Annotated in this window: 21 protein-coding genes, 2 tRNA genes and 2 pseudogenes; 14 read left to right on the top strand and 11 right to left on the bottom strand. The window is 62.2% G+C overall.

Annotated elements, in window-relative coordinates:
* Positions 1–18: 18 nt before the first annotated feature.
* The 3 genes from DUT91_RS07925 to DUT91_RS07915 form a co-directional block, all read right to left on the bottom strand.
* The gene (locus tag DUT91_RS07925) at positions 19–693 is read right to left on the bottom strand and encodes a protein-L-isoaspartate O-methyltransferase family protein (RefSeq protein ID WP_114439848.1); all 675 of its coding nucleotides are present in this window, start codon (positions 691–693) and stop codon (positions 19–21) included.
* Between the two features lie 80 nt (positions 694–773).
* Positions 774–847 (bottom strand) — tRNA-Cys (locus DUT91_RS07920).
* A gap of 162 nt (positions 848–1,009) precedes the next feature.
* A complete protein-coding gene (locus DUT91_RS07915; protein WP_114439847.1) occupies positions 1,010–1,285 on the bottom strand; it encodes a hypothetical protein in 276 nt (91 codons plus the stop codon).
* Positions 1,286–1,472: 187 nt separating this feature from the next.
* Between DUT91_RS07915 and DUT91_RS07910 the strand changes: the two genes are divergently transcribed.
* Positions 1,473–1,547, top strand: a tRNA-Asn gene (locus DUT91_RS07910).
* A 510-nt stretch (positions 1,548–2,057) separates the two neighbouring features.
* On the opposite strand, the gene DUT91_RS07900 is transcribed toward DUT91_RS07910, so the two are convergent.
* Positions 2,058–2,846 (bottom strand): GIY-YIG nuclease family protein, encoded by a 789-nt coding sequence (locus DUT91_RS07900; protein ID WP_245419631.1) that lies wholly within the window; start codon positions 2,844–2,846, stop codon positions 2,058–2,060.
* 260 nt (positions 2,847–3,106) lie between these two features.
* Between DUT91_RS07900 and DUT91_RS07895 the strand changes: the two genes are divergently transcribed.
* The 10 genes and pseudogenes from DUT91_RS07895 to DUT91_RS07850 all read left to right on the top strand — a co-directional run bounded on the left by DUT91_RS07895 (position 3,107) and on the right by DUT91_RS07850 (position 12,915).
* Positions 3,107–3,874, top strand: a complete 768-nt coding sequence (locus DUT91_RS07895; protein ID WP_114439845.1) for an alpha/beta fold hydrolase — start codon at positions 3,107–3,109, stop codon at positions 3,872–3,874.
* 90 nt (positions 3,875–3,964) lie between these two features.
* Positions 3,965–4,216: a DUF1427 family protein gene (locus DUT91_RS07890; protein WP_114439844.1), complete on the top strand. Its 252-nt coding sequence runs from the start codon at positions 3,965–3,967 to the stop codon at positions 4,214–4,216.
* 43 nt (positions 4,217–4,259) lie between these two features.
* Positions 4,260–4,949: a hydrolase gene (locus tag DUT91_RS07885; protein ID WP_114439843.1), complete on the top strand. Its 690-nt coding sequence runs from the start codon at positions 4,260–4,262 to the stop codon at positions 4,947–4,949.
* A 51-nt stretch (positions 4,950–5,000) separates the two neighbouring features.
* Positions 5,001–6,969 (top strand): annotated as a pseudogene (locus DUT91_RS07880) (amidohydrolase).
* Between the two features lie 109 nt (positions 6,970–7,078).
* On the top strand, positions 7,079–8,671 hold the full coding sequence (locus DUT91_RS07875) for an MFS transporter (RefSeq protein WP_114440159.1): 1,593 nt from the start codon (positions 7,079–7,081) through the stop codon (positions 8,669–8,671).
* 434 nt (positions 8,672–9,105) lie between these two features.
* Complete coding sequence (locus tag DUT91_RS07870) at positions 9,106–9,672, top strand: nuclear transport factor 2 family protein (protein ID WP_245419629.1); 567 nt, start codon at positions 9,106–9,108, stop codon at positions 9,670–9,672.
* Positions 9,673–9,768: 96 nt separating this feature from the next.
* Positions 9,769–9,918, top strand: a complete 150-nt coding sequence (locus DUT91_RS27400; protein WP_200834923.1) for an MFS transporter — start codon at positions 9,769–9,771, stop codon at positions 9,916–9,918.
* Between the two features lie 241 nt (positions 9,919–10,159).
* On the top strand, positions 10,160–10,990 hold the full coding sequence (locus tag DUT91_RS07860; RefSeq protein WP_114439841.1) for an alpha/beta fold hydrolase: 831 nt from the start codon (positions 10,160–10,162) through the stop codon (positions 10,988–10,990).
* A 195-nt stretch (positions 10,991–11,185) separates the two neighbouring features.
* Positions 11,186–12,214, top strand: a complete 1,029-nt coding sequence (locus DUT91_RS07855; RefSeq protein WP_114439840.1) for a homoserine dehydrogenase — start codon at positions 11,186–11,188, stop codon at positions 12,212–12,214.
* Positions 12,211–12,915 (top strand): glutamine amidotransferase, encoded by a 705-nt coding sequence (locus DUT91_RS07850; protein ID WP_114439839.1) that lies wholly within the window; start codon positions 12,211–12,213, stop codon positions 12,913–12,915. The genes DUT91_RS07855 and DUT91_RS07850 overlap by 4 nt, the downstream gene beginning before the upstream one ends.
* 43 nt (positions 12,916–12,958) lie before the next feature.
* On the opposite strand, the gene DUT91_RS07845 is transcribed toward DUT91_RS07850, so the two are convergent.
* A complete protein-coding gene (locus DUT91_RS07845; protein ID WP_114439838.1) occupies positions 12,959–13,870 on the bottom strand; it encodes an AraC family transcriptional regulator in 912 nt (303 codons plus the stop codon).
* Positions 13,867–14,709, bottom strand: coding sequence for a helix-turn-helix domain-containing protein (locus DUT91_RS07840; RefSeq protein WP_245419627.1), 843 nt, complete (start codon positions 14,707–14,709; stop codon positions 13,867–13,869). The genes DUT91_RS07845 and DUT91_RS07840 overlap by 4 nt, the downstream gene beginning before the upstream one ends.
* 342 nt (positions 14,710–15,051) lie before the next feature.
* Between DUT91_RS07840 and DUT91_RS07835 the strand changes: the two genes are divergently transcribed.
* From DUT91_RS07835 to DUT91_RS07825, 3 genes and pseudogenes are all read left to right on the top strand, one after another.
* Positions 15,052–15,663, top strand: a complete 612-nt coding sequence (locus tag DUT91_RS07835; RefSeq protein WP_114439836.1) for a TetR-like C-terminal domain-containing protein — start codon at positions 15,052–15,054, stop codon at positions 15,661–15,663.
* 190 nt (positions 15,664–15,853) lie between these two features.
* Positions 15,854–16,200: pseudogene (locus DUT91_RS07830) on the top strand (catalase-related domain-containing protein); the annotation flags it as partial.
* Positions 16,201–16,278: 78 nt separating this feature from the next.
* Positions 16,279–17,808 carry a VOC family protein gene (locus DUT91_RS07825; RefSeq protein WP_114439835.1) on the top strand — a complete coding sequence of 510 codons (1,530 nt, stop codon included), beginning with the start codon at positions 16,279–16,281 and terminating at the stop codon, positions 17,806–17,808.
* Between the two features lie 110 nt (positions 17,809–17,918).
* On the opposite strand, the gene DUT91_RS07820 is transcribed toward DUT91_RS07825, so the two are convergent.
* From DUT91_RS07820 to DUT91_RS07800, 5 genes are all read right to left on the bottom strand, one after another.
* Positions 17,919–19,301 carry an aldehyde dehydrogenase family protein gene (locus DUT91_RS07820; protein WP_114439834.1) on the bottom strand — a complete coding sequence of 461 codons (1,383 nt, stop codon included), beginning with the start codon at positions 19,299–19,301 and terminating at the stop codon, positions 17,919–17,921.
* Between the two features lie 22 nt (positions 19,302–19,323).
* A complete protein-coding gene (locus tag DUT91_RS07815) occupies positions 19,324–20,979 on the bottom strand; it encodes an acetolactate synthase large subunit (protein ID WP_114439833.1) in 1,656 nt (551 codons plus the stop codon).
* 245 nt (positions 20,980–21,224) lie between these two features.
* Positions 21,225–21,374 (bottom strand): hypothetical protein, encoded by a 150-nt coding sequence (locus DUT91_RS26135; protein WP_200834922.1) that lies wholly within the window; start codon positions 21,372–21,374, stop codon positions 21,225–21,227.
* Between the two features lie 32 nt (positions 21,375–21,406).
* Positions 21,407–22,483, bottom strand: a complete 1,077-nt coding sequence (locus DUT91_RS07805) for an LLM class flavin-dependent oxidoreductase (protein WP_114439832.1) — start codon at positions 22,481–22,483, stop codon at positions 21,407–21,409.
* A 162-nt stretch (positions 22,484–22,645) separates the two neighbouring features.
* Positions 22,646–23,299, bottom strand: a complete 654-nt coding sequence (locus DUT91_RS07800; RefSeq protein WP_114439831.1) for a hydrolase — start codon at positions 23,297–23,299, stop codon at positions 22,646–22,648.
* Positions 23,300–23,455 lie beyond the last annotated feature (156 nt).

Below are 23,455 nucleotides of genomic sequence, written 5' to 3'. Positions count from 1 at the left end.
GTAACCATTTCGGAAAAATCAGAATTGGAACTGCGGTGCGCGTGCAAAACCCGGTAGTGGCTTCACCGCCAGATTGAACGCCCGACGCCCTGAAGCGATGCCGTCATCCTTCACATAAAGCTTGGCCACCCCGGCATTTCCGAGGCCTTCGACGGCAACGAGACGCCCGCCGTCTTTCAACTGGTCGAAAAGCGCATCGGGAACGAAGTCGACCGCACCTTCGAGAATAATCACATCATAAGGCGCCTCTGAAGGGTAGCCTCCGATCATCGGCGCCGTCACCATCACGACATTGTCATAGCCGAGTTCCGAGAGTTTCGCCGTTGCCTGGTCCGCCAGATCGGAATCACCTTCGACGGCAATGATGGAACTTGCGAGCCGCGACAGCACCGCCGCTGAATATCCCGTGGCCGTGCCGATATCGAGAACCACATCGCCGGGTTCGATGGCGGCGAGTTGAACGAGCTTGGCAAAAGGCGAAGGCTCCATCAGATAACGCGCCGCCTCGCCGGCCTCGCCCGGCTTCACCTGGATATCCTCGTCGATATAGGCAAGCCCGCGCCACGCGGCCGGAACGAACTCTTCGCGCGGAACGGCCAAAAAGGCATCGAGGACGGCGACATTGGTCACATCCGTGGTGCGGATCTGGTTGTCGACCATTTTGATACGAAGATCTTGGAAATCGGCTGTCATCGTCCCAGGCTTTCTTTTCGCGCGATACGCGGGATCAAGACGCGCTGGATAATATGAACACCCGCGGGAACCGGTTGCGCTGGAGGCCTCGCCCGGAATCGAACCGGGGTGCAAGGATTTGCAGTCCTCTGCGTAACCACTCCGCCACGAGGCCTTCGCACAAGCGTTTGTGAGGGCTCAATAGGTTATGGCTTTTCACCCGTCAAGCGGTTCCGGCTGTTGAAATGGAATTGTCTCCAGCATTTCGTATCGCCATGGCTGCCTTGTATCGACGAAGCAGCTTCCCCTGGCGGTTTCGCGGCGAAATCGCTGGAAATCATTTCTTTTGTCGCTTTCGCCCCCAACGCACTTCAAGTTTGCGGCGCCATCGGCGGATCATCGCGGAATCATGCGAAAGCACCAGCAGCCCCAGCGGCACCATCCAGAAGCCGAGTACAGGCAGAAAGCCCAGAAAACCGCAGATGACGAGCACGACACCAAGAACCCGGCGCATCAGCACCGACTGGGGAATCGGTATCCGCCATCTCAGAACGCGTACGCTTCTCCTGCTTCGGGGTGAAGATTCCGATTCGTTTGTTTCATCCACGCCCATTTTTCCAACACAACTTTGTTTCGCAGCGATAGCGGTGTCCGCCCCCCCCTTTTAAAGGAGCGGGCGACGCCCGGGAATACAGATAGCTGTCATCTCTGTGCCAAAAAGATGAAAAAAACCGAACAGGCCCTTTGCAAATGCGCAACCCTTTTGCTATAGGCCACTTCGCTGATGAATGAGCACCTGTTCCCCGGTAGCTCAGTGGTAGAGCAACCGGCTGTTAACCGGTTGGTCGCTGGTTCGAATCCGGCCCGGGGAGCCAATATTTTCAATCACTTAGTGATTGCGCCAGAGTCGGCAAAATCGAGGGATCTAAGGGACAACAGTGTTGCCTCCCCTTCTTTCGCCGCACAACAATCCTGCGGCAAGAAGCCTATTGCTTGAAAACGGAGCGCTGCCCCTCTCCCAAACGGAGCACGGTGCCCCTCCTCCCCAGCGACCACGCAATCATTGAAAAGATCGACCTCGCCAGTGTAGCATCGCATGCTATGAGCGAAACCGGTGTTGAGGGGCGAACCCTTGCGCCGCATTTGACGGGGCCAATGTTCGCCTGATTGGATGTCGGGAGAGCGGCTGCCTGCAGTCTCGATCTACCCGAGGACATTTAGGATGGAGGAGAAAAGCGTAAACGCAGTTTTCCGTTTCGTCGTTCTCGGGCCGCCTTCCTGTTTCACCACTCCCTGGGACATGATCCGCGTACGCAAGTCTCCTTTCTTTGTTTCGCCTCCAGAAGCGGCCATCCGGCCCCGTTTCTGAATCCCGCTCGTCGCAACTAAATTGCCTCCGGTAGTTGATAGTCTTTCTCCATATGGAGTGCCGCCAATGCAGCGTTCCGTCTGGCGAGGGTTTCACGATAATCCTGGGCTTCTACGTCCCGGAAGAATGGAGCACCTGGCGCAAGTCTTGTAACCGCGGCCTCAACGTCTTCGATGCGCGCACGGAAGAATTCTTTCCGGAAATTCTGCGCGTTAATCCGAACCCCCTCAAATTCCCTATGAAGGGCTCGTTCCAACGCCGGCGCGTCATCACTGTAAATGATAGCGTGAGTATCGAATGTGAATGGAACGCTCGCGTCACCAAGCTCACGTACACGGTCGGCCGGATCTAGCCGCCGCGTGAGCCCAATCTTTACGACATCGTCGCCGAACGATCCGATATTCGAGATGATGTATACATAGCCGGACTTGGTCTTCTCGGCCATGGCTTGCGCACGCTCGAACTTCGCGTGCGCTTCCTCGAGGTCCCGCTCCAGCATCGCAATTTGCGCATTGAAGGCCTCGAGCCTCGGTCCGACTGCACGTTCGGCTTCCGCCCTCGCCTTGTCCAGGAGGCGCTGATAACGCGCCTCCTCTTCCTCGGCACGTTCCATGTCGCGAACGAGCTTTTGTTCCTCCTTCTGCGCCCTCGCAAGCTCCGCTCGCTCCTCCCTCTCTACTTTGAGCTTCTCGCGGTACTCATGTGTTAGGAAAAGTTCCTGCAAGCGAAGTTTCAAATAGCCGTCCGTGATGAAGACCTGGGTGGACCCGTTCAACTTGTTGATCTGGGTGAAGGCATGGAGCACGACGCTACATCATCAGGCGCATTGTCACTCGCTTCCGGATGAGGAACCAGCAAGATCGGCACCTCGACGGCAATCCCGGTGCCGCACGGCATTCAATCGATCTCTAAAATCAAGCCTCTCAACGCTGCTTCTCCTGTGCGCACCCGGGCAGGCGGTGGGCCAAATTGGACTCGGGATGGCAGCAATTTGGAGCAGCATACATACAATCCTGGCGTCTTTATCCCTGCACCCCTCGAACCAAAACAGAGATAGGAGTTCTCATGGCCAAGCTTGCTGCAACTGCTGCTATTGCAACCGCACTTCTAACGGGCACCGCCATTGCCGAACCGGCCAAGCCAACGATCGTCCTCGTCCACGGTGCGTTCGCCGACTCCTCCAGCTGGAATGGCGTCGTCGCCAGCCTCAAGAAAGGCGGCTACACGACAGTTGCGGTTGCGAACCCGTTGCGGAGTGTTTCCAACGATGCACGCGTGGTCTCGGACGTCGTGGCAAGCATCGCTGGGCCGGTGGTCCTCGTCGGCCACTCCTATGGTGGCCAGGTCATCTCGAACGCTGCGCAAGGGCGCGAAAACATCAGGTCTCTGGTCTATGTGGCGGCCTTCGCACCGGATGCCGGGGAAGCTGCGGCAGAACTGGCCAACAAGTTCCCTGGCGGGACGCTCGGTGAAGCACTTGCGCCGCCCGTCAAGCTCTCGGACGGCGGGGTCGATCTGTACATCGATCAGGCGAAGTTCCACGATCAGTTCGCACACGACGTTCCGGCCGAAATAACTGTTCTGATGGCAGCCGGCCAACGGCCGATCACCGAAGCCGCGCTGACGGAAAAGTCCGGCGAACCTGCCTGGAAGTCCCTGCCGTCGTACTTCGTTTATGGCGGCGGCGACAAGAACATCCCGACCGAGGCGCTCGGGTTCATGGCCGACCGCGCCGACTCCAGGAACACGGTGGTTGTGGAGGGTGCGTCGCATGTCGTGATGGTCTCGAACCCGCAGGTCGTCGCAGACCTGATCGAGGAAGCAGCAAAGTAATCCCGCACGATTGGCCGAAACCAGACCACGGTGTTGGACAGGACTGCTGGCAAGCTCGAACTTCGTCAAACATCACTATGGAGTCCATATATGGCTCAGCTTCAACCATATCTCGTCTCGCTATTCGTTGGTCTGGCTATTGGCGTGATCTACGGCCTTGTCTCGGTCCGTTCGCCAGCCCCTCCTATCGTCGCCTTGCTCGGACTTCTGGGCATGCTCGCAGGCGAGGCCGGCGTCCAGTGGCTGAAGGGCCATACGAACCTCGTCCAGGCGGTCCTGCACGAAAAATCCTTCGCTCATCACGGCACCGACGAGGCAGCGAAGAAAGGCGACGTCGCCTGAGGCGCGTCGATCATTGTTCACATCATCCAGAAAGCGAGAGCCGATGTCCAACAAACTGGAAGTCCTAACCCCTCAGAACAGCCAGCTTATCTTCATCGATCAGCAGCCGCAGATGGCCTTCGGTGTCCAGTCCATCGATCGGCAGACCCTGAAGAACAACGTTGTAGGCCTCGCCAAGGCGGCGAAGGCCTTCGGGATTCCGACGACGATCACGACGGTTGAGACCGAAAGCTTTTCGGGGCCGACCTTTCCCGAGCTGCTTTCGGTGTTTCCCGAGGCTCCCATCCTGGAGCGTACATCGATGAACTCCTGGGATGATCTGAAGGTCCGTGAGTCTTTGGCGGCCAATGCCGCCGACGGGCGCAAGAAGATCGTTGTGTCAGGTCTCTGGACCGAGGTCTGCAACCTGACCTTCGCGCTCTCCTGTCTCGCCGACACCGACTATGAAATCTACATGGTGGCCGACGCCTCGGGGGGAACCTCCGTCGACGCGCACAACCACGCCATGGACCGCATGGTTCAGGTCGGGATCGTCCCGGTGACCTGGCAGCAGGTCCTCCTCGAATGGCAACGCGACTGGGCGCGGCGCGACACCTACGACGCCGTTATGGCCATCGTGCAGGAGCATTCCGGGGCCTACGGCATGGGCGTCGATTACGCCTACACCACGGTCCACAAGGCTCCCGAGCGCGCGGCGCACGGCCCGGTCGTCGCGCCCAAACCGGTGGCCTGAATGATGTGATTCGGGCTGGACCGGCCGTCCCGCCTTGATCAGCCGCCGGGTCTGCGTACACGGCGCAGCCCTGTTCACGCGCCATCCGTCTCATCGCCGTCGCGTTTTCTCGGCGATGCGGCTGAGGCTCGTTGCTCGCGGATTCGATGTGCTGCGAAGGAGAAAACCATGACCACCAACGATCTGATCATCGTCAACGCCAAGGTGACGACTCTCGATCGGCAGAATCCCTCTGCTGAGGCAGTGGCTATCCGAGACGGCAGGTTCCTTGCCGTGGGCCTGGAAGCCGAGGTCCGCGCCTCTGCGCCGGACGCCGAAATCATCGACGCGAAAGGGCGACGGCTGATCCCCGGGGCTGATCGACAGCCACACCCATGTCATTCGCGGCGGCCTGAACTACAATATGGAGCTGCGGTGGGACGGCGTCCCATCGCTTTCCGATGCGATGACGATGCTGAAGCGGCAGGTCGACCGCACTCCCGCGCCGCAATGGGTGCGGGTCGTGGGTGGCTTCACCGAGTACCAGTTCGCGGAAAAACGCCTGCCGACGCTCGATGAAATCAACGCGGTCGCGCCCGATACGCCCGTCTTCATTTTGCACCTGTACGATCGCGCACTGCTCAACGCGGCCGCCTTGCGTGTGGTTGGCTACACAAAAGACACCCCCAATCCTCCCGGCGGCGAGATCGTCAGGGATGGCGCCGGCAATCCCACCGGCCTGCTGCTGGCGCAGCCCAATGCAACGATCCTCTATTCGACACTGGCCAAGGGACCGAAGCTGGATCCCGACTACCAGATCAATTCGTCGCGCCATTTCATGCGCGAGTTGAACAGTCTCGGAGTGACCAGCGTGATCGATGCCGGCGGGGGCTTCCAGAACTATCCTGACGACTATGAGGTCATCGAAAAACTTCACGCTGACGGCCAGATGACTGTCCGCGTCAGCTATAACCTCTTCACCCAGAAGCCCAAGGAGGAGCTCGCGGACTTCTCCTCCTGGGTAAAACAGGTCTCACCGGGACAAGGCGACGACATCTATCGCCACAACGGCGCTGGCGAGATGCTCGTCTATTCCGCGGCCGATTTTGAGGATTTCCGCGTTGAGCGTCCAGACATGCCACCAAACATGGAAGCCGACTTGGAGCCGGTCGTTCGTCTCCTGGCAGAAAACCGCTGGCCCTGGCGGCTGCACGCCACCTACAATGAAACGATCGATTGTGCGCTCGACGTGTTCGAGAAGGTCAACTGCGACGTTCCAATGCAAGGAATCAACTGGTTTTTCGACCACGCCGAGACGATCAGCGACCGCAACATCGACCGTATCGCCGCGCTTGGCGGTGGCATAGCGGTACAGCATCGCATGGCCTTCCAGGGCGAGTACTTTGTCGAACGCTACGGGGCGAAAGCCGCCGAGCGCTCGCCGCCGATCCGCCGGATCATGGAAGCAGGCGTTCCGGTTGGGGCCGGGACTGACGCCACCCGCGTCGCCAGCTACAATCCATGGGTCTCGCTGTCGTGGCTCGTGACTTCGAAAACAGTTGGAGGCCTCGCACTCTATCCGCAGCACAATCGCCTCGACCGCGAGACCGCGTTGCGGTTGTGGACCGAAGCGAACACCTGGTTTTCCAATGAGGAAGGCAGGAAAGGCCAGATCAAGGCCGGGCAGCTCGCCGACCTCGCCGTGCTGTCCGACGACTACTTCTCCGTCCAGGAAAGCGACATTGTCCACCTGCGATCGGTCCTTACCATACTTGGCGGCAAGGTCGTGCATGGAGACGGCGAATACGAGCGCCTCGCACCGGATCTTCCCGCTCCGATGCCGGACTGGTCGCCGGTCGCCACCTTTGGCGGCTATCACAAGACGAAAGAAGCCCGCACCAAGCTGATGATGAATTGCGGTTGCAGCAATTTCTGCTCGGTGCATGGCCATGACCATGCCGCCGCTCTTGGCACGCAGCTCCCAGTCTCCGACACCCGCACTTTCTGGGGTGCCCTCGGATGCGGCTGCTGGGCCGTCTGACCTCGGCAGCCACTTCGACGCGCGCCAATGCGATCTGCGCCGTCTGCCACGCGCCTGACAGGAACAATGCGCTGAGATTTCCCACCAAAGGTGGATGAAGGGAATGGTCATGAGCGAACGACGGCAAGAGATTGCAGCTGGAACATCCGGACCGCTGAGTTTCCCGGTTTTCCGGGCACTGTGGATAGCGACCATCGTCTCCAATGTCGGCACATGGATGCACGATGTCGGCGCTGGCTGGCTGATGACCTCGCTGTCGCCAAGCCCGTTGCTGGTTGCGTTGGTTCAGGCGGCGACGACGCTGCCGATGTTCCTGCTTGCCCTGCCGGCCGGAGCGCTGGCCGACATCATCGACCGGCGCAAGATGCTGCTGACGGCTCAGCTGCTCGGCCTGTTCGCAGCGGCTATGCTGGCCTTCCTGACATTCTACAACCTCGCTACGCCCGAAGTGCTGCTGGCCGGAACCTTCATGCTCGGCATCGCCGCGGCGTTCAGTGCCCCGGTGTTCCAGGCAATCGTGCCCGAACTGGTGGACAAGCAGGCATTGCCGGACGCCATTGCGCTGAACAGTCTCGGGGTCAACATCTCGCGCGCGATCGGGCCGGCGCTCGGCGGCGTCGTCGTCGCGCTTGCCGGCACCCCGGCGGTGTTCGCGTTGAACGCGCTTTCGGTCGTGGCCGTGCTGGCCGTCCTCTACATCTGGAAGCGCCCTCGAATCGTTCACGCCCTGCCGCCCGAGCACTTCTTCGGTGCGCTGAAGGCGGGCTATCGCTACACGCGCCATTCGCCGGCGATGCGTCTCGTGTTGTTTCGGGCGGTGGGATTCTTCCTGTTCGGAAGCGCGCTCTGGGCGATGCTGCCGCTCATCGCGCGGCGCGGGCTCGGGCTCGACGCGGCCGGCTACGGTGCCCTGCTCGGCTGCATGGGCGCCGGCGCGGTTCTGGGCGCGATTCTGCTGAAGCGGCTGCGCCGGACGGTGTCCGCCAACACCATTTCCGTCGGGGCGACGCTGTTCTTCGCCCTGTCGACGCTGGCGCTTGCGCTTGCCACCAATGCCTGGATCGCCGGGGCGATCATGTTTTCGGCCGGCCTCGCCTGGATCGGGATGCTGACGTCGCTCAACGTCGCGGCGCAGATGGCTTCGCCAGGATGGGTGAAGGCGCGCGCGCTCGCCGTCTACATTCTCGTGTTTCAGGGAGCCATGACGGGCGGGAGCATCCTCTGGGGCTCGATCGCCGCCAGCACCAGCGTCCCCACCGCTCTGGTCGTGGCGGCTGTCGGGCAGGCGGCGGCGCTGATCCTGGCGTTTCGCTGGCGCTTGCCGCAGGATTCGGCCACCGATCTGTCGCCCTCGCACCATTGGGCCGAACCGGTGGTATCCGTGCAGCCGGCGGATGACCGCGGGCCGGCCCTCATCGAAATCGAGTATCGGGTCGAGCCTGCGCGACTTTCCGAATTTGTGTCCGCGCTGCGCGGATTCCGGTCCTCGAGACAGCGCGACGGCGCCATCCGCTGGGACGTCTGGGAGGATGTCGCGGAGCCTGGCCGGATCGTCGAAAGCTTCGTCGTCGAGAGCTGGGTCGAGCACCAGCGCCAGCACGCCCGCGTGACCCATGCCGACCAGCTCGATCAGCAACTGCTCCAGGCATTCCATGTCGGCGACCGGCCGCCCGTCGTGCGCCATCTCCTGAGACCTCTATGACCGAGCGATGGCACGGTACGCGCCTTGCCACTATGTTCCGGGGAAGGAACCTGTTTGCGGCGGCAATCGGCCCGCAAGATCGGCACTTGCATAGCAGCTTCCGCACCGCAGCACGTTCGCCAATCCGCTAGAACCATTACGCGAAAAGCAGGAGGCGAGCGTTGCGACCAGGGGAGATGCCGCTGCGAAAGACCCCTGCCATTTCTGATATCCGCTGGTTGAGGAGCGTGTTCTCCATCGAGTCTGACGCCTAAAAAGAGAAGGCTTGGCCACACTCCAAGATAGCGCGTCCGCGGATGGCTTCGGAGACCCCCATCGGCCATTCGAGGCCACCACTTTCGGGTCTTGGAAAGAATGCAAGAATGGAACCACCCCAGCAGCTTTGCGCCATGTGCAAGGCCAGTTCTCAGTGACGATCAACAAAGGAGCATATCATGTCTACAATCGCACGCACCCTTCGTAATGCCGCCGCTACCGTGACGTTGACCTCGCTGGCTAGCACCGCTTTTGCCCAGGATCCTTCCACGGCGGAGCCCGCGTCGCAAGCTTCGCCCTTGGCGGTACTGCAGACGATCTTGTCGAACCCGACCGATCTGGACTTCGTCAAGCAGTATACCACCGATGATTTCACCTATGTCTCGTTGAACTACGAAAATCCAGAACTGAAGCAGGTTCTGCCCTGGGCCGGGACGAACAAGGGCACGGAAGCTCTGGTCCAGACCTTTATCAATGTTAACCGCTACTGGACGGTCGATGATTTCCAGATCCAGGACAGTTTCGAAAACAAGGACGGCGCCGCGATCTTCGGCACATTTACCTATACCTCAAACACGCTGGGCAAGACCGTAACCTCGCCCTTCGCGGTTTTGGCGCGCGGCGAAAACGGCAAACTGTCCTATGTCCAGTTCATGGAAGACACCTTCGCCACCGTCCGCAGCTTCCGCGAAAGCGGCGAATACCACATCAAGGCAAACCCGGACGGATCGGAAGACGACGTCTGAATATCCCACAAATATTTCGCCGCGCGCCGAAGTGATCGTTCGCGCGGCGGACTCGATGCCAGGTATCGTTCCACCCATTCACGAACCAAATCGGGGTTGGCGATTACCGACGGTCCTGGCTGGAATAAGCATCAACGGCAGCATGCTCGGGTAACGCGTACCGATCAGCAGGATCAGGCAACGCTCAACGCGTTCCATGTTGGTGAGCGGCCGCCCGTCGTGCGCCATCTCCTGAGACCTCTATGACCGAGCGATGGCACGGTACGCGCCTTGCCACTATGTTCCGGGGCAAGAATCTGTCTGCGGCGGCAATCGGCCCGCAAGATCGGCACTTGCATAGCAGCTTCCGCACCGCAGCACGATCGCCAATCCGCTAGAACCATCATGCGAAAAGCAGGAGGCGAGCGTTGCGACCAGGTGAGATGCCGCTGCGAAAGACCCCTGCCATTTCTGATATCCGCTCAACCTGGTTTGGAAGGAACTTGCAATGGCAACCATCACCACATCCGACGGGACTACCCTCTTCTACAAGGATTGGGGGCCGAAAGACGCGCAGCCTATCGTATTTCACCATGGCTGGCCGCTGAGTGCCGACGACTGGGACAACCAGATGCTGTTCTTCCTGTCCGAAGGCTACCGTGTGATCGCGCATGATCGCCGCGGCCATGGCCGGTCCGACCAGACCGACACCGGCAACGACATGGACACATATGCCGCGGACGTGGCCGAGATCGCCAAGGCGCTCGATCTGCGCGACGCGGTCCACATAGGCCATTCGACCGGCGGCGGCGAAGTCACGCGTTATGCGGCGCGCGCCGAACGCGGCCGTGTGGCCAAGGCCATTCTGATCGCCGCGATCCCGCCGGTGATGGCTCAGTCCGACGCCAACCCGGACGGCGTTCCGATGGAGGTCTTCGACGGGTTGCGCTCCGCCCTGGAGGCAAACCGCGCGCAGTTCTACCGTGATCTGCCGAGCGGACCCTTCTATGGCTTCAACCGGGAGGGCGCGAAGGTCGGCCAGGGCATGATCGACAATTGGTGGCGCCAGGGCATGAGCGGCGGCACCAAGGCGCATCATGACTGCATCGAAGTGTTTTCGGAGACCGACTTCACGGAGGATCTGAAGGCACTCACCGTTCCTGTGCTGATCATCCATGGCGAGGACGATCAGATCGTGCCGATCGAGAACTCGGCCTATAAGGCGATCAAGCTCGTCAGGGACGGCACGCTGAAGACCTATCCCGGCCTTTCTCACGGCCTGTTCGCCACGCATCCGGATGTGGTGAACCCGGATATGCTGGCCTTTATCCGCGCCTGAGACGGCTTCGCCGAAGGCGATCGGCGGCCGCGCCGTGCGCGACCGCCGCAAGCGCGCCTTCGTGCACGCACTGCTCGCCGTCGCTGGCGCCAGGATACACTGCCGGGTAGTGTCGGCTTTCAGCGGGAGTGTGTTCGGCGCTGTTGGAAGCGTTGGCAATCCGTGCTCGACGCTTGAAGATAAGGCATTGAGACCATGAATGTCGGCAGGATCGCGATTGCCGGTTTCGGGGGCGTGGGCCGCGCCACGGCCAACCTCCTCCTGGCCCGCCGCGAGCGCTACCGGCAGGTCTATAGGGCCGACATTCGCCTCGTCGCCGTCTGCGGATCGCGATCCGGTTTGGCCGACGCAGGCGGTCTCGAAGCCGGGCGCCTGGATGCGCTCGAGCCGGGCCTGTCGGGCCCGGCATTCATCGAGGCGAGCGGCTCCGACATTCTCATCGAAGCGGGTCCAAGCGATTTTCGCACCGGTGGCCCAGGCCTCGCCTATATCCGTTCCGCCCTTTCGGCGGGGCGCAATGCCATCGTCATATCCAAGGGCGCACTGGTCCACAGCGGCCCGGAATTGCGGACCCTGGCGCGTTCCTCGGGCGCGATGCTGAAACTCAGCGGCGCCGCCGCGGCCGCGCTGCCGACCATAGACCTTCTCGAGCACAGCCTGAGAGGCTGCGAAGTGCTCGAAATCGAGGGCATTCTGAACGCCACCACCAACTACCTGCTCGACGCGATGATGAACCAAAACCTCGGCTTCGACGAGGCGCTGGGGCGCGCCCAGGCGGGCGGTTTCGCAGAAGCCGACCCGCGCAATGATATCGAGGGCTGGGACACCGCCAGCAAGCTCATCCTCATCGCCAATTTCGGCTTGGATGCCGACCTGACGATGGACGATCTGGTCATCGAGGGCATTCAGTCGGTTGCGGCGCACGATATCGAGACGTGGCGAAAGCAGCGTCTCGTTCCCAAGCTCGTGGGGAGCCTCATCCGGACGGACGGCGCGACGCGGGCGGCCGTCGGCGTCCGGACCTACCCGCCGACCGATCCGCTCGCGCATGTGTCGGGAAAGAATAAGGCGATCCGCATCACCACGGACGCGATGGGCGGGACGATCGCGATAGGATCCGGAACCGAGCCTCTCGCCACCGCGGCCGCCGCGCTGAAGGATCTCGAACATATCCTCACGGCAAGAGCGGCGCGGGCCACTCAAGGTTCAGGAGGAGAAGCATGACAGGCAGGACCGCGCAGGTCATCCGGCACATAGGCTTCGAGGACCTGGGCAGCTTCGCGGACCCCTTGCGAGAGGCCGGCTACGACATCGAATACATCGATGTGGCCGAGCGCGATCTTGCGACGCTCGACCCCCTCGGGGCCGATCTCCTCGTGGTCCTGGGCGGTCCGATCGGCGTCTACGATTACGACGCCTATCCGGTCGTCACCGACGAGACAAGGCTACTGCGGGTACGGCTCGCGGCCGACCGGCCGACGCTTGGCATATGCCTCGGCGCGCAACTGATGGCGGCAGCCCTCGGTGCGCGTGTCTATCCGGGTCCGGCCAAGGAGATCGGCTGGTTGGCACTCGATCTGTTGGATACGGCCGCGCCCAATCCTCTCGCCGTGCTGCAAGACGTGTCCGTGCTCCACTGGCATGGCGACACGTTCGACCTGCCGGAAGGCGGCACTCTGCTCGCATCCACCGCGCTCTGCACAAACCAGGCCTTCTCGCGTGGACCGAATGTGCTCGGCCTCCAGTTCCACCCGGAGGTCCTTGGCGCGCGGTTCGAGCACTGGCTTCTGGGGCATGCAAATGAACTGGCAACGGCAGGCATCGACCCCGTCACGCTGCGCCGCGATACCGGGCGGCATGCCAGCCGGCTTGAACAAGCCGGCGCCGCGCTCCTCACCGATTGGCTAGCGCGCCTGACGCGGTAGTTCCTTGGCAAGCCTTCGCCTGCAGGGCGCCGCCCGTGACCAATCACTGCAACGCGATAACACGTAGCGGATCGCGCATTGCCCGGCGATAATCGGTCGGGCTCATGCGTTGATGCTTGACGAACACCCGGGCCAGCACCTGGTTCGACGAATATCCCACCTCCTGCGCGATCTCGGTGACCGGAAGGTCCGTCGTCTCGAGGAGCTCGCAGGCCTTCTCCATCCTCAGTCGCGTCAGATAGACCCGAGGCGGCAGGCCGACGCTCTGTTTGAACATCCGCGCGAAATGAAAAGGCGACAGCCGCGCTTCAGCTGCCAATTCGTCGAGGCTGATGTCTTCCGAAAGCCGCGCCCGCATAAGCTCCAAACACCGCCGCTGAGCCCACGGAGCAAGGCCGCCCTTTGCAGTCGCCAACGGTGCTCCGCCCAACCGGCACAACTCGGCCAGAATCTCCAAACCTGCGGCACGCGCCAGCAGACGCGACGGCGCGCCCTCTTCTTCACACAGAGCCCACAGGTTTCGGAGCGCTGATCGGATGGCCGGTGAGTCGAACATTCGGCCGTAGATGCAGGAGCTGTCGAACGAGAACCGGCCATCGGCGGCTTCGTCAAGCACGCCTTGCCATTGCGCCATAGGGAACGCCAGGCTGCGGAGCCGATGGCTTTCGTCATTGATCACCGTGGTCGCGAAGTTCGGCGCGGCGACGGCGAGGATGCCTTTCTCGGTCATCATATCGAAGCGGCCTCCTCCCAGGTCTCCCCTGACACGACTGCAGCCAAGCATGTCCTCCATCAGGACGATGTCCGGCAAGGCCGGGCGGGACATGTCCCCGGCTGGTCGCTGGATCTCAAGAAGGTCGAGAATTGCGCCCGGGGATTTCATCGTGCGCAAGTAGGACGCATGTCGGCCTTTGCTGTGCCACTGGGCGAATGACGAATGGGCATGGACGGTCATTGCCGTCCCTCCAGAGCCGGACGCGCGTGAAGCGAGATCGATGGGCGAACCGGGTCGCGGACTGCCCGGCGATAGTCGGATGGGCTCATGCGTTGATGCTTGATGAAAATCCGGGCGAGGACCTGGTTGGACGAATATCCCACCTCCTGGGCGATCTCGGTGACCGGAAGGTCAGTCTGCGCAAGGAGTTCGCAGGCTTTCTCCATCCTCAGTCGCGTCAGATAGACCCGAGGCGGCACACCGACGCTCTGCTTGAACATGCGCGCGAAATGAAAAGGAGAGAGCCGCGCTTCGGCTGCCAGTTCGTCGAGGCTGATGTCTTCCGAAAGCCGCGCGTGCATAAACTCCAGGCAGCGCCGTTCCGCCCAGGGCGCGAGGCCGCCTCTGGCGGGAACGAGCGGCGAGCCGGCCGAGCGGCAGAGTTCGGCGAGGATCTCGCAGCCCGCAGCCCGTGCCAGCAAACGCGATGGGGCGCCTTCGTCCGCACTAAGAGACCACAGTTTCCTGAGCGCTGACCGGATGGTCGGCGTCGCGTGCGGCGCGCGGAAAATATCCAAGCCGTCGAACGAAAAACAGCCATAAATGGCTTCGTCCAATACGCTTTGCCACTGCGCCATGGGAAAGGCGAAGGAGCGGACGTGATGTGGTGTGGCAACTTTGGACGACAGTGCAAAGTTTGGTGCGACGGGATACACACCGCCCTTTGCTGTCGTGTCAAGAAAATGCCCGCCTCCGTGGTTGGCGCCGAATCGGGTGCCTCCAAGCAGATCCTCAAAAAGGATGAAATCCGGCACGGCGGGGATGGACATATCCCCGGGCGGTTGAGTTATCTCAAGCATGTTGAGGACCCCGCCCGAGGATTTTATCGTGCGCACATGGCGCGCGCGGGGGCCTCTACTATACCACTGGGCCAAAGACGGATATGCAGGCGCGGCCATGCTGTGTCTCCAATACTATCGCCGATCGGGCCGAGCTGGCGGCTGCTTCGGGCTTCGCAGATCGATCGGGCGCTGTTGGTCAAAGCAAACATTCTTCCTTCAGGTCGCACGCGAAAGGCACTGCGGCGATCCTCGTGTCCGGCCACCCGCAACGATTCAGAAATACCCGTTAAAGCTTGTTTCAACCCCTTCTCATCCAATGGTTGAAACGCTACCGTTCCATCCACAGTGGAGGATTTCTGGATGGAACGCAAGAATATCGACCGCAAAAAAAGACGGAAACCGAGTGGTGCGGCGGTCATCCGGCCCGAACTGACCACGGCGCTGTTCAGGGCATTGTTCGAGGAGTGGGCAAAGACCGGATATGCGGCAGTAAGCATGGAGCGCGTGGCGGCACGGGCGGGCGCAGGCAAGGCGGCCATATACCGGCGATGGCCGTCGAAACTGGAGTTCGCGTGCGAAGCGATCCGAAGCGTCGAGGTCATGCGGTTGGGTTCCACCGACCAGGGGTCTCTGCAGGCGGATATCAGTGAATATCTTCGAGCCACGCGCGCGGTCCTGAGACATCCTCTGGTCCGCCGGATAATCCCCGATCTGGTTGCCGAACGTTTACGATCGCACGAATTGTCGACGATGCTGGATGGCATTGCCGAGGCACGGCGACAGTTCGGACATCGATTGCTGGATCGCGCCATCGCCCGGAACGAACTGCGCGCGGACCTCCACAGGGAGCTGGCGCTCGATCTGCTCTTTGCCCCCCTCTACTCGCGCATAATCATCCGAGGGAAAAGTTTCACGAAGGCCGAACTCGACAGGCTGGGCAACGCTCTGCATACGGCCGTCAAGACCTGTTGAACCGGCACTTGCACCAGGGCATCGGGCACGCGGTTCGTCGTTCCAGCCACCATGGCGCGATCGTCCGTCCGTCTCCGACCCTCGGCAAATCATCGCAAGAACGGTATCGCCGCCGCAGGGGATACGACGCCCTGCCGGCGCAGTTCGTTAGCTTGTCCAGCGAATACGCTGCTAGACGGCGGTGTGGAACCAGATGCGCTTCTTCGGCAACATGCCGAATCCGGATGCCTACTACGAGCCGAACAGCTTCGGCGGCCCGGTGGAGGACGGATCGTTCACCGAACCACCGCTCCAGATCAAAGGTCCAACCGCCCGCTTCGATCATCGGGAGGGGAACGACGATTTCCGCCAGCCCCGCCGTTGTTCCTGCTGTTCGACGATGCGCAGAAGGCGCGACTGTTCGCCAACATCGCCGCCGCGATGAGCGGCGTTCCCGATGCCATCGCTGAACGGCGGATCGAGGTTTTTCAGCAGGTCCATCCCGATTTCGGCGCTGGGGTATGCGCCGTGCTAGACGCGCTGGACCCGCAGTTTTGATCGCGCCGGGTCGATGCGAAAACCCGTCTGAAGGTCTATAAGCATAAGGGGAGACCAGGCGCGGAAGGAATCACGGTAATGACCAACGGCATACACCACGTCACCGGCATCACCTCAAATGTGCAGGCCAACGTCGACTTCTATGTCGGCTTTCTCGGGCTGAGGCTTGTGAAGCGCACCGGAGGCTACGCGGACGCCGAGCAGTTGCATCTTGTCTATGGAGACGGCCTCGGCAGTCCCGGCTCGTTACTGACGTTCCTTGTCTGGGAGGCGGCGGGCCGCGGCCGTACGGGCATCGGCCAGGTATCGGAAGTGGCGTTGGCGGTGCCGCCAGCTTCGCTCGGTGATTGGATCACCAAGGCCCTCGCCGCCAACATTCCGCTCGACGGTCCATCTCGTGAGTTCGGGGAGCCGGTCCTCCGGCTGAAGGATCCGGACGGGCTGATCGTAAAGCTGGTCGGAGTGGACATGGCAACGCCGGCCCCACTTTCGAACGCACCCACCCGACTGCGGGGCGTCACGCTCCTGACGGACAAGGCGATTGAGACCGCAAGCTTTCTGACACTTTTCGGGTACACGGAAGACCGGCGCTCAGGCGTGACGCAGCGCATGGGTTCCGATACCGACATCGTCGATATCAGGGAGGTGTCTGGTTTCGTGCCTTCCGTATCCGGCGGCGGGGTGCCCGACCATGTCGCCTTTCGGGCGCGCGATATCGATGAGCTCCGCTCCATGCGGCTTTCGCTGAAGAGCCACGGGCCAACCGAGGTTCATGATCGGAAGTACTTCGTGTCCCTCTATGTTCGCGATCCCGCCGGCATACTCATGGAATACGCGACTGATGGGCCGGGCATGACCATTGACGAAGCGCCTGCCGAGCTTGGCCAGACACTGTTTCTGCCGCCGCATGATGCCGATCGCGCAGAGGATCTGAGGGCAATGCTTCCGCAATTCGCCCTTCCCGGCGAAGAGAGATTTCCGGCCCGCGACCTTCCTTTCATTCATCGTTTCAACCGGCCGCAGAATCCGGACGGCACGACCTTGGTGCTGCTGCATGGCACCGGCGGCAACGAAGCCGATCTAATGCCGATCGCACGTCGGATAGCTCCGCATTCGGCGCTGCTCGGTGTGCGTGGCCGAGCGACCGAGGAAGGAACCAATCGCTGGTTTCGCCGTCTCGATTCAACGACGTTCGATCAGCAGGATATCCGTGGCGAAGCAGAAGCCTTCGCGGCGTTTGTCGAAGGCGCCGTAGCCGGCTATGGCCTCGACCCCGACAAACTAGTCTTCCTCGGCTATTCCAACGGCGCCAACATGCTGGCGGCGGTCCTCCAACTTCATCCCGGCGTCGTGCGCTGCGCGATTCTGCTTCGTGGCATCCAGCCCCTGGAGAAACCACCGGCCGTGGATCTCTCGGACACGAGCGTACTGGTGCTAACCGGACATGATGATGCGTTTGCTCGCAATGCGCCAGCGCTGGCGGATGCTCTTATGGCTCATGGAGCGCGCGTCGACAGTCTGGAGCTCACAGCCAATCATGAACTGGTTGCTGCAGACGTCACTGAATCAACTGAGTGGATTCGGCGAAAACTCTCGGTGCATCGGTAATCCCATCTTCAAGAGCGGTCCTATTGGGCCGAATTGAACTGACCTGCCCCCAGGGTTTTCCGCGACCGCAGACAGGCTTGGCGATCACCTCGACCGACGGCCGCTGACGATCAGTTCCTGCGCATCAGGATCATCTTCTCCTGCGTCATGTCGCGCATCGTGTAGGGGATGCCGCCGGTGCCGTAGCCAGATTCCCTGCGGCCGGCGAAGGGCATCCAGTCGGTGCGGAAGGCGGTGGGATCGTTGATCATCACGGCCGAGGCATCGAGGCGGTCGGCGGCGCGCAGCGCGACATCTATGTCCTGCGCGAAGATGCTGGCCTGGAAGGCCGTCGGCAGCGCGTTGGCCTGGGCGATCGCCTCGTCCAGATCGCGGTAGCGGTAGACCGCGATCACGGGGCCGAACACCTCCAGCGTCGATAGTTTCGCATCGCCAGTGGGGTCGAGCAGAACCGCCGGCTGCAAGGTCGTCTCGGAGAGGCGCCTGCCGCCCGTCGCCAATATGGCCCCTCCGGCAACAGCCTCATCGATCCACTGCGCGACCCTGTCTGCCTCGCGCGGCAGGATCAGCGGCCCGACTTCGGTATCCTTCAGGGTGGGGTCGGCGGTGCGCAGTCTTTCCACGCGGGTGACGAGCCTCTGCGTGAAATCCTTGGCGATGTCGGCATGGACGAAGATGCGCTGCGTCGATACGCAGACCTGCCCGGCATGATAGTAGCCGCCCTTTACGATGGGCTCGATGACCTTGCCGAGATCGGCGCTGCGGTCGACGATGGCCGGCGCGGCGCCGCCATGCTCCAGCGCCGAGCGCGTACCGGGGGCGAGCTTGGCATGCAGCAACCAGCCGACCTTGGCCGAGCCGATGAAGCTGAGGAAGGCAACGCGGCCGTCGGTCGCCAGCTTTTCGGCCAGAGCGTTGTCGTCCGTGACGAAGGTCTGGCACCACGGCTCGGGCAGACCCGCCTCGCGGACCAGCGCCACGAATTCAAGACATGACAGCGGTGTCGTGGCTGCCGGCTTGACGATGACCGGGCAGCCCACCGCGATGGCCGGCGCGACCTGATGGACGATCAGGTTCAAAGGATGGTTGAAGGCGGAGATCGCCGCGACGACGCCGATGGGTTCCTTCGTGGTGAACGCCCAGCGGTTCTCTGCTGCGGTCGACAGTCCCATCGGGATCTCACGGCCGGCAAAATTGCGCAGTTCGTCGGCAGCGTTGTGGACCCCATCTATGGCGCGATTGGTCTCGACGATGGCATCGGGCAGCGGCTTGCCGCCCTCGCGCGCGATCTGCATCGCGAGATGATCGCGCCTGCCATCCATCAGTGTGGCCAGCCTGCGCAGGATGGCGATGCGCTGGTGAGGCTTGAGCCAGCCGTCGCGATCCCTGAAGGCGCGCTCGGCGGCTTGCAGCTTGCGCTCCAGCGCGGCGGCATTGTCGGTCTCGATCTCCGCGATCGGCGCGCGGTCAAACGCCTGAACGACCTTCAGCATTGTCGGTCTCCCTGAACTTCCGTTACTTGCACTCCACGTCCGGTGTGCGGTTGCGCAGCTCGTCGACCAGCACGCGCGTGTTCTCGGAATAGTCGATCGGCACATCGACCAGATGGACACCGCCGCCGGCGAACGCGGCCTCGAGCGTCGGCACGAGATCCTCGACCGCGCTCACCCGGGAACCCGTCGCGCCATACGCCTCGGCATAGCGCACGAAGTCGGGATTACCGAAGCTCATGCCGAAATCCGGAAAGCCGTCGACGGCCTGTTTCCAGCGGATCATGCCATACGCGCTGTCGTTCAGGATGACCACGACGAGGTTCAGCCCGAGCCGCACGGCGGTCTCCATCTCCTGCGAGTTCATCATGAAGCCGCCATCGCCGCAGACCGCCATGACGCGTCGGTCCGGATGAAGCATCGCCGCCATCATCGCCGAGGGAAGCCCCGCCCCCATTGTGGCGAGCGCGTTGTCGAGCAGCAGCGTGTTGGCGACATGGGTGCGGTAGTTGCGCGCGAACCAGATCTTGTACATGCCGTTGTCGAGGCAGACGATGCCGTCTTCCGGCATAACATTGCGGACATCGTGGACGAGGCGCTGGGGCGTGACCGGGAAACGATCCTCCTCGGCGCGGTCGTTGATGCGGGCGAGAATACGCTGGCGCAGATCGAGCATTCCCTCATCGGGCGTCAGCTTTCCTTCGAGCCGTCCGGCAAGCGCTTCGACGGCGGCACCAATGTCGCCGATCACCTCGATATCCGGGTGGTAGACCTGCTCGACAGTGGCGGACTGGTAGCTGACATGGATGACCTTCGGCCCACCGGCGCTCTTCATGAGGAAGGGCGGCTTCTCGACCGTGTCGTGGCCGATAGCGATGATCAGGTCGGCGCGTTCCACCGCTTCGTGGACGTAGTCACCCTCCGACAGTGCCGCAGTGCCCATGTAGAGGTTCGAGCCGCCGGTGACCGCGCCCTTGCCCATCTGGGTATTGAAGAACGGCAGCCTCGTGCGCCTCACGAAGCTCGAAAGAGCCTTGACCAGCGCAGGCCGGTTGCCTGCCGCACCGACCATCACGAGCGGCCGCTTGGCGGCGAGGATCATCTCCGCCCCCCTGTCGAGCGCAGTGGCATGGGGAACGGGGCGCTCCAGCGAGTGGCGCGGAATGACGGAGGCATTCTCGACTTCCTCGGCCGCGACGTCCTCCGGCAACTCCAAATGCACCGGCCCCGGCCGCTCCTCCATCGCGACGCGAAACGCGTCCCGGACCGTCGCCGGGATGGCGCCGGCGCTGACGATCTGGCGCGTCATCTTGGTCAGCGGTTTCATCGAGGCGACGATGTCGACGATCTGGAAGCGGGCCTGTTTGGCGCTCATCACCGGCTTCTGGCCGGTAATGAGGATCATCGGCATGGCGCCGAGGTGCGCGTAGGCCGCGCCGGTCGAGAAGTTCAGCGCGCCCGGTCCGAGCGTGGCGAGGCAGACGCCGGGCTTGCCCGTTAGCCGCCCATGCGTGGCGGCCATGAAGGCCGCGGCCTGTTCGTGACGCGTCAGGACCAGTTCGATGCTGGAGGTCCGCAACGACTCCAGCAGGTCGAGGTTCTCCTCACCCGGCACACCGAAGACGCGGTCCACGCCCTCGTTCTCCAGCGCGGCGACAAAAAGGTCCGATCCTTTGAGCATGGTTTAGAGCCTTGTGTTAATGATTTCGACGGAACGCGCGACGATCATACATGGGTAAGTGCAATTGCTACCATCATCTGCGATTCGCGCAACCGGCGACCGATCCGTTCTAGCCAACCACGATGTCGGAATATTCGGGATGGCGGGCATGATAGTCGCCCATGAACGAGCAGCGTAGGACGACCTTGCCACCGCTCGCGCGGATCGCGTCGAATACGCTCCGGGGCGCGTTGCGAACCGATCCCCTATCCCGTGAACCGGTACGGCACCTGCGTGTAGATGAGGATGAACCTGCCGTCCTCGATGCGGTAATACGCGGCTGCGATGTCGCCATCACCGCCATCTATCGGGAGCTCGAAACGCCGTTCGTTGGGACTGTCGATGAGTTCGCTCATTCGTTTCCTGCTTCGGGGGACCATCGCGGTCGTCAAGCGAGATCCGCGCCTTGAGGAATGGACGCCATCCGCGCCGTCTCGCGGGCCGACCGGACAATCGGCGCGACTTCCGTGCCAAGAAGCTCGATCGAACGCTTCATCGCGGCGGTTTCGAGTGAGGCGGTGCTCATCTGGAAGGTAATGCGCGAGATGCCGCCGAGCGTCTCGCTTGCCCCGAGCATCTTGGCCGCGACCGTCGCCGGCTCGCCGATCAGGAAAGCGCCTCCGGGGCTGGCCATCGCTTCGAACTGCTGGCGCGTCGGCGTCGACCACCCGCGCTCGCCTCCGATGGTGCCGGTCAGATGCGCCCAACCGGGAAAGAAGTTATCCTTCGCCTCGGTGTCCGTATCGCCGACGAAACCCATCGCGTGCACGCCCACCACAAGCTTCTCGGGACCGTGACCGGCGCGCCTGCCGGCTTCGCGATAGAGATCGACGAGCGGGCGGAAACGCTCGAACGTGCCGCCGATGATTGCGATCATCAGCGGAAGGCCAAGTTCGCCGGCGCGCTCGAAGGATCGTGGGGTGCCGCCGACGCCCACCCACAGCGGCAGCCGCGGCTGGTGAGGACGCGGGAAGACGCCCTCTCCGTGGAGTGCCGGACGAAAACGCCCAGACCAGGTGACGTTGGTCTCCTCGCCGAGTTTCAGGAACAGGTCGAGCTTTTCGGCGAAAAGGTCGTCATAGGCCCGGGTGTCGAGGCCGAATAGCGGAAATGCCTCAACGAACGAGCCTCTGCCGACGACGATCTCGGCGCGTCCCCTGGAAATCAGGTCGAGCGTCGCGAATTCCTGAAAAACTCGGACGGGATCGGCAGCGCTTAGCACCGTTACCGCGCTCGTCAACCGGATATTGCTTGTACGGGCCGCTGCGGCGGCAAGAATGACCGCTGGCGCGGAGTCGAGAAATTCGGCGCGATGGTGCTCGCCGATGCCAAAGACGTCGAGCCCGACACGGTCAGCGGTTTCAACCTCATCAAGGAGGTCGGCCATGCGATCGGTCGCCGAGGGAAGTCGTCCGGTCGCCGGGTCGGGGAGGATGGCCGCGAAACTGTCGATGCCTATTTCCATGATGGGTTCTCGCAAATCACTGTCGATCGTGAGGGTGGGTGTCGCGCGTGCTACGCCGGTCCATCGCTGACTCCCTTGTGGCAGCTTCGGATAGAACTGTGGATGACGAGGCCGGAGCCATTCCGGGCATGCCTCGGGCTCGCCTCGTCATCCGAACTGAGATCAGCCCGAAGTGCTCGGCACCGGCGTGTTGAGCAGTTGCTGCTCCCAGAGATAGGCGATGGCGCTGCCGCCGATGTGGTACTTGAGGGCGTCGTTCAATTCGGTCGCGGTCTCGGCCCGAGCCCAATCGCGTTGCCATTCGGAAGCCAGGGCCAGCCAAGTCATCATGTTGATGCCGGCTGCGATCATGCGCTGAATCGCGACCTCGTGGGCCTCGAGCGACGTGCCGCCCGACGCATCGGTGATCACGGTTACGTCCCAACCTTCGCCCGCCGCCTGGATCGCGGGCATAGCCACGCAGATCTCGGTCCACAGGCCGGCGATAATCAACTGCGTGCGGCCCGTCGCTTTGACCGCATCGACGACCTTCGGATCCTCCCAGGTATTGATGAACGTCCGGTCGATGACCTCCTGGTCGGGGAACACCTCGGTGACGTGCGGGAAGATGACGCCGCCGCGGGCGGCAATTACGCTGGTCAGAATCGTGGGAACGCCGAACACCTTGGCCACCTTGGCGAGCGCGGTCGTGTTGTTGACCACCGCTTGCGGATCGTGGCTGTTTAGGTTCGCCAGCTGGTAGGGCTGATGGTCTATCAGGACGAGTACGGAGTCCTCGGGGCGAAGAAGCGAGGCAAGGCCGTTGCGAAAAGTCATCTAGATCTCCTAAATCTTGAGGGAAGCGCTCATTGGCTGCTGGAAACTAGCGAACGCTCTTGAGCGCTGCGGTGCAGAAACTGCCGAGCCGGTGCCGTTCTTGCTCCCAATCAGGCTCGTCGCTGCGCGAAGACTTGAGTTCGTTCGGTTTCTTGG

It is taken from the genome of Paramesorhizobium salinisoli, from assembly GCF_003335045.1.
GTDB lineage: Bacteria > Pseudomonadota > Alphaproteobacteria > Rhizobiales > Rhizobiaceae > Paramesorhizobium > Paramesorhizobium salinisoli.
The sequence above is the reverse complement of the archived record's forward strand: the minus strand, read 5'-3'. Positions and strand labels throughout refer to the sequence as shown.

What these genes read in the sequence shown, in the direction of transcription:
- DUT91_RS07870 (WP_245419629.1), top strand. Translation starts at nt 9,106, where the DNA reads ATGTCTACAATCGCACGCACCCTTCGTAATGCCGCCGCTACCGTGACG.
- DUT91_RS07835 (WP_114439836.1), top strand. Translation starts at nt 15,052, where the DNA reads ATGGAACGCAAGAATATCGACCGCAAAAAAAGACGGAAACCGAGTGGT.
- DUT91_RS07825 (WP_114439835.1), top strand. Translation starts at nt 16,279, where the DNA reads ATGACCAACGGCATACACCACGTCACCGGCATCACCTCAAATGTGCAG.
- DUT91_RS07850 (WP_114439839.1), top strand. Translation starts at nt 12,211, where the DNA reads ATGACAGGCAGGACCGCGCAGGTCATCCGGCACATAGGCTTCGAGGAC.
- DUT91_RS07860 (WP_114439841.1), top strand. Translation starts at nt 10,160, where the DNA reads ATGGCAACCATCACCACATCCGACGGGACTACCCTCTTCTACAAGGAT.
- DUT91_RS07805 (WP_114439832.1), bottom strand. Translation starts at nt 22,483, where the DNA reads ATGGAAATAGGCATCGACAGTTTCGCGGCCATCCTCCCCGACCCGGCG.
- DUT91_RS07820 (WP_114439834.1), bottom strand. Translation starts at nt 19,301, where the DNA reads ATGCTGAAGGTCGTTCAGGCGTTTGACCGCGCGCCGATCGCGGAGATC.
- DUT91_RS07855 (WP_114439840.1), top strand. Translation starts at nt 11,186, where the DNA reads ATGAATGTCGGCAGGATCGCGATTGCCGGTTTCGGGGGCGTGGGCCGC.
- DUT91_RS07885 (WP_114439843.1), top strand. Translation starts at nt 4,260, where the DNA reads ATGTCCAACAAACTGGAAGTCCTAACCCCTCAGAACAGCCAGCTTATC.
- DUT91_RS07815 (WP_114439833.1), bottom strand. Translation starts at nt 20,979, where the DNA reads ATGCTCAAAGGATCGGACCTTTTTGTCGCCGCGCTGGAGAACGAGGGC.
- DUT91_RS26135 (WP_200834922.1), bottom strand. Translation starts at nt 21,374, where the DNA reads ATGAGCGAACTCATCGACAGTCCCAACGAACGGCGTTTCGAGCTCCCG.
- DUT91_RS07925 (WP_114439848.1), bottom strand. Translation starts at nt 693, where the DNA reads ATGACAGCCGATTTCCAAGATCTTCGTATCAAAATGGTCGACAACCAG.
- DUT91_RS07840 (WP_245419627.1), bottom strand. Translation starts at nt 14,709, where the DNA reads ATGCTTGAGATAACTCAACCGCCCGGGGATATGTCCATCCCCGCCGTG.
- DUT91_RS07800 (WP_114439831.1), bottom strand. Translation starts at nt 23,299, where the DNA reads ATGACTTTTCGCAACGGCCTTGCCTCGCTTCTTCGCCCCGAGGACTCC.
- DUT91_RS07890 (WP_114439844.1), top strand. Translation starts at nt 3,965, where the DNA reads ATGGCTCAGCTTCAACCATATCTCGTCTCGCTATTCGTTGGTCTGGCT.
- DUT91_RS07875 (WP_114440159.1), top strand. Translation starts at nt 7,079, where the DNA reads ATGAGCGAACGACGGCAAGAGATTGCAGCTGGAACATCCGGACCGCTG.
- DUT91_RS07915 (WP_114439847.1), bottom strand. Translation starts at nt 1,285, where the DNA reads ATGGGCGTGGATGAAACAAACGAATCGGAATCTTCACCCCGAAGCAGG.
- DUT91_RS07845 (WP_114439838.1), bottom strand. Translation starts at nt 13,870, where the DNA reads ATGACCGTCCATGCCCATTCGTCATTCGCCCAGTGGCACAGCAAAGGC.
- DUT91_RS07895 (WP_114439845.1), top strand. Translation starts at nt 3,107, where the DNA reads ATGGCCAAGCTTGCTGCAACTGCTGCTATTGCAACCGCACTTCTAACG.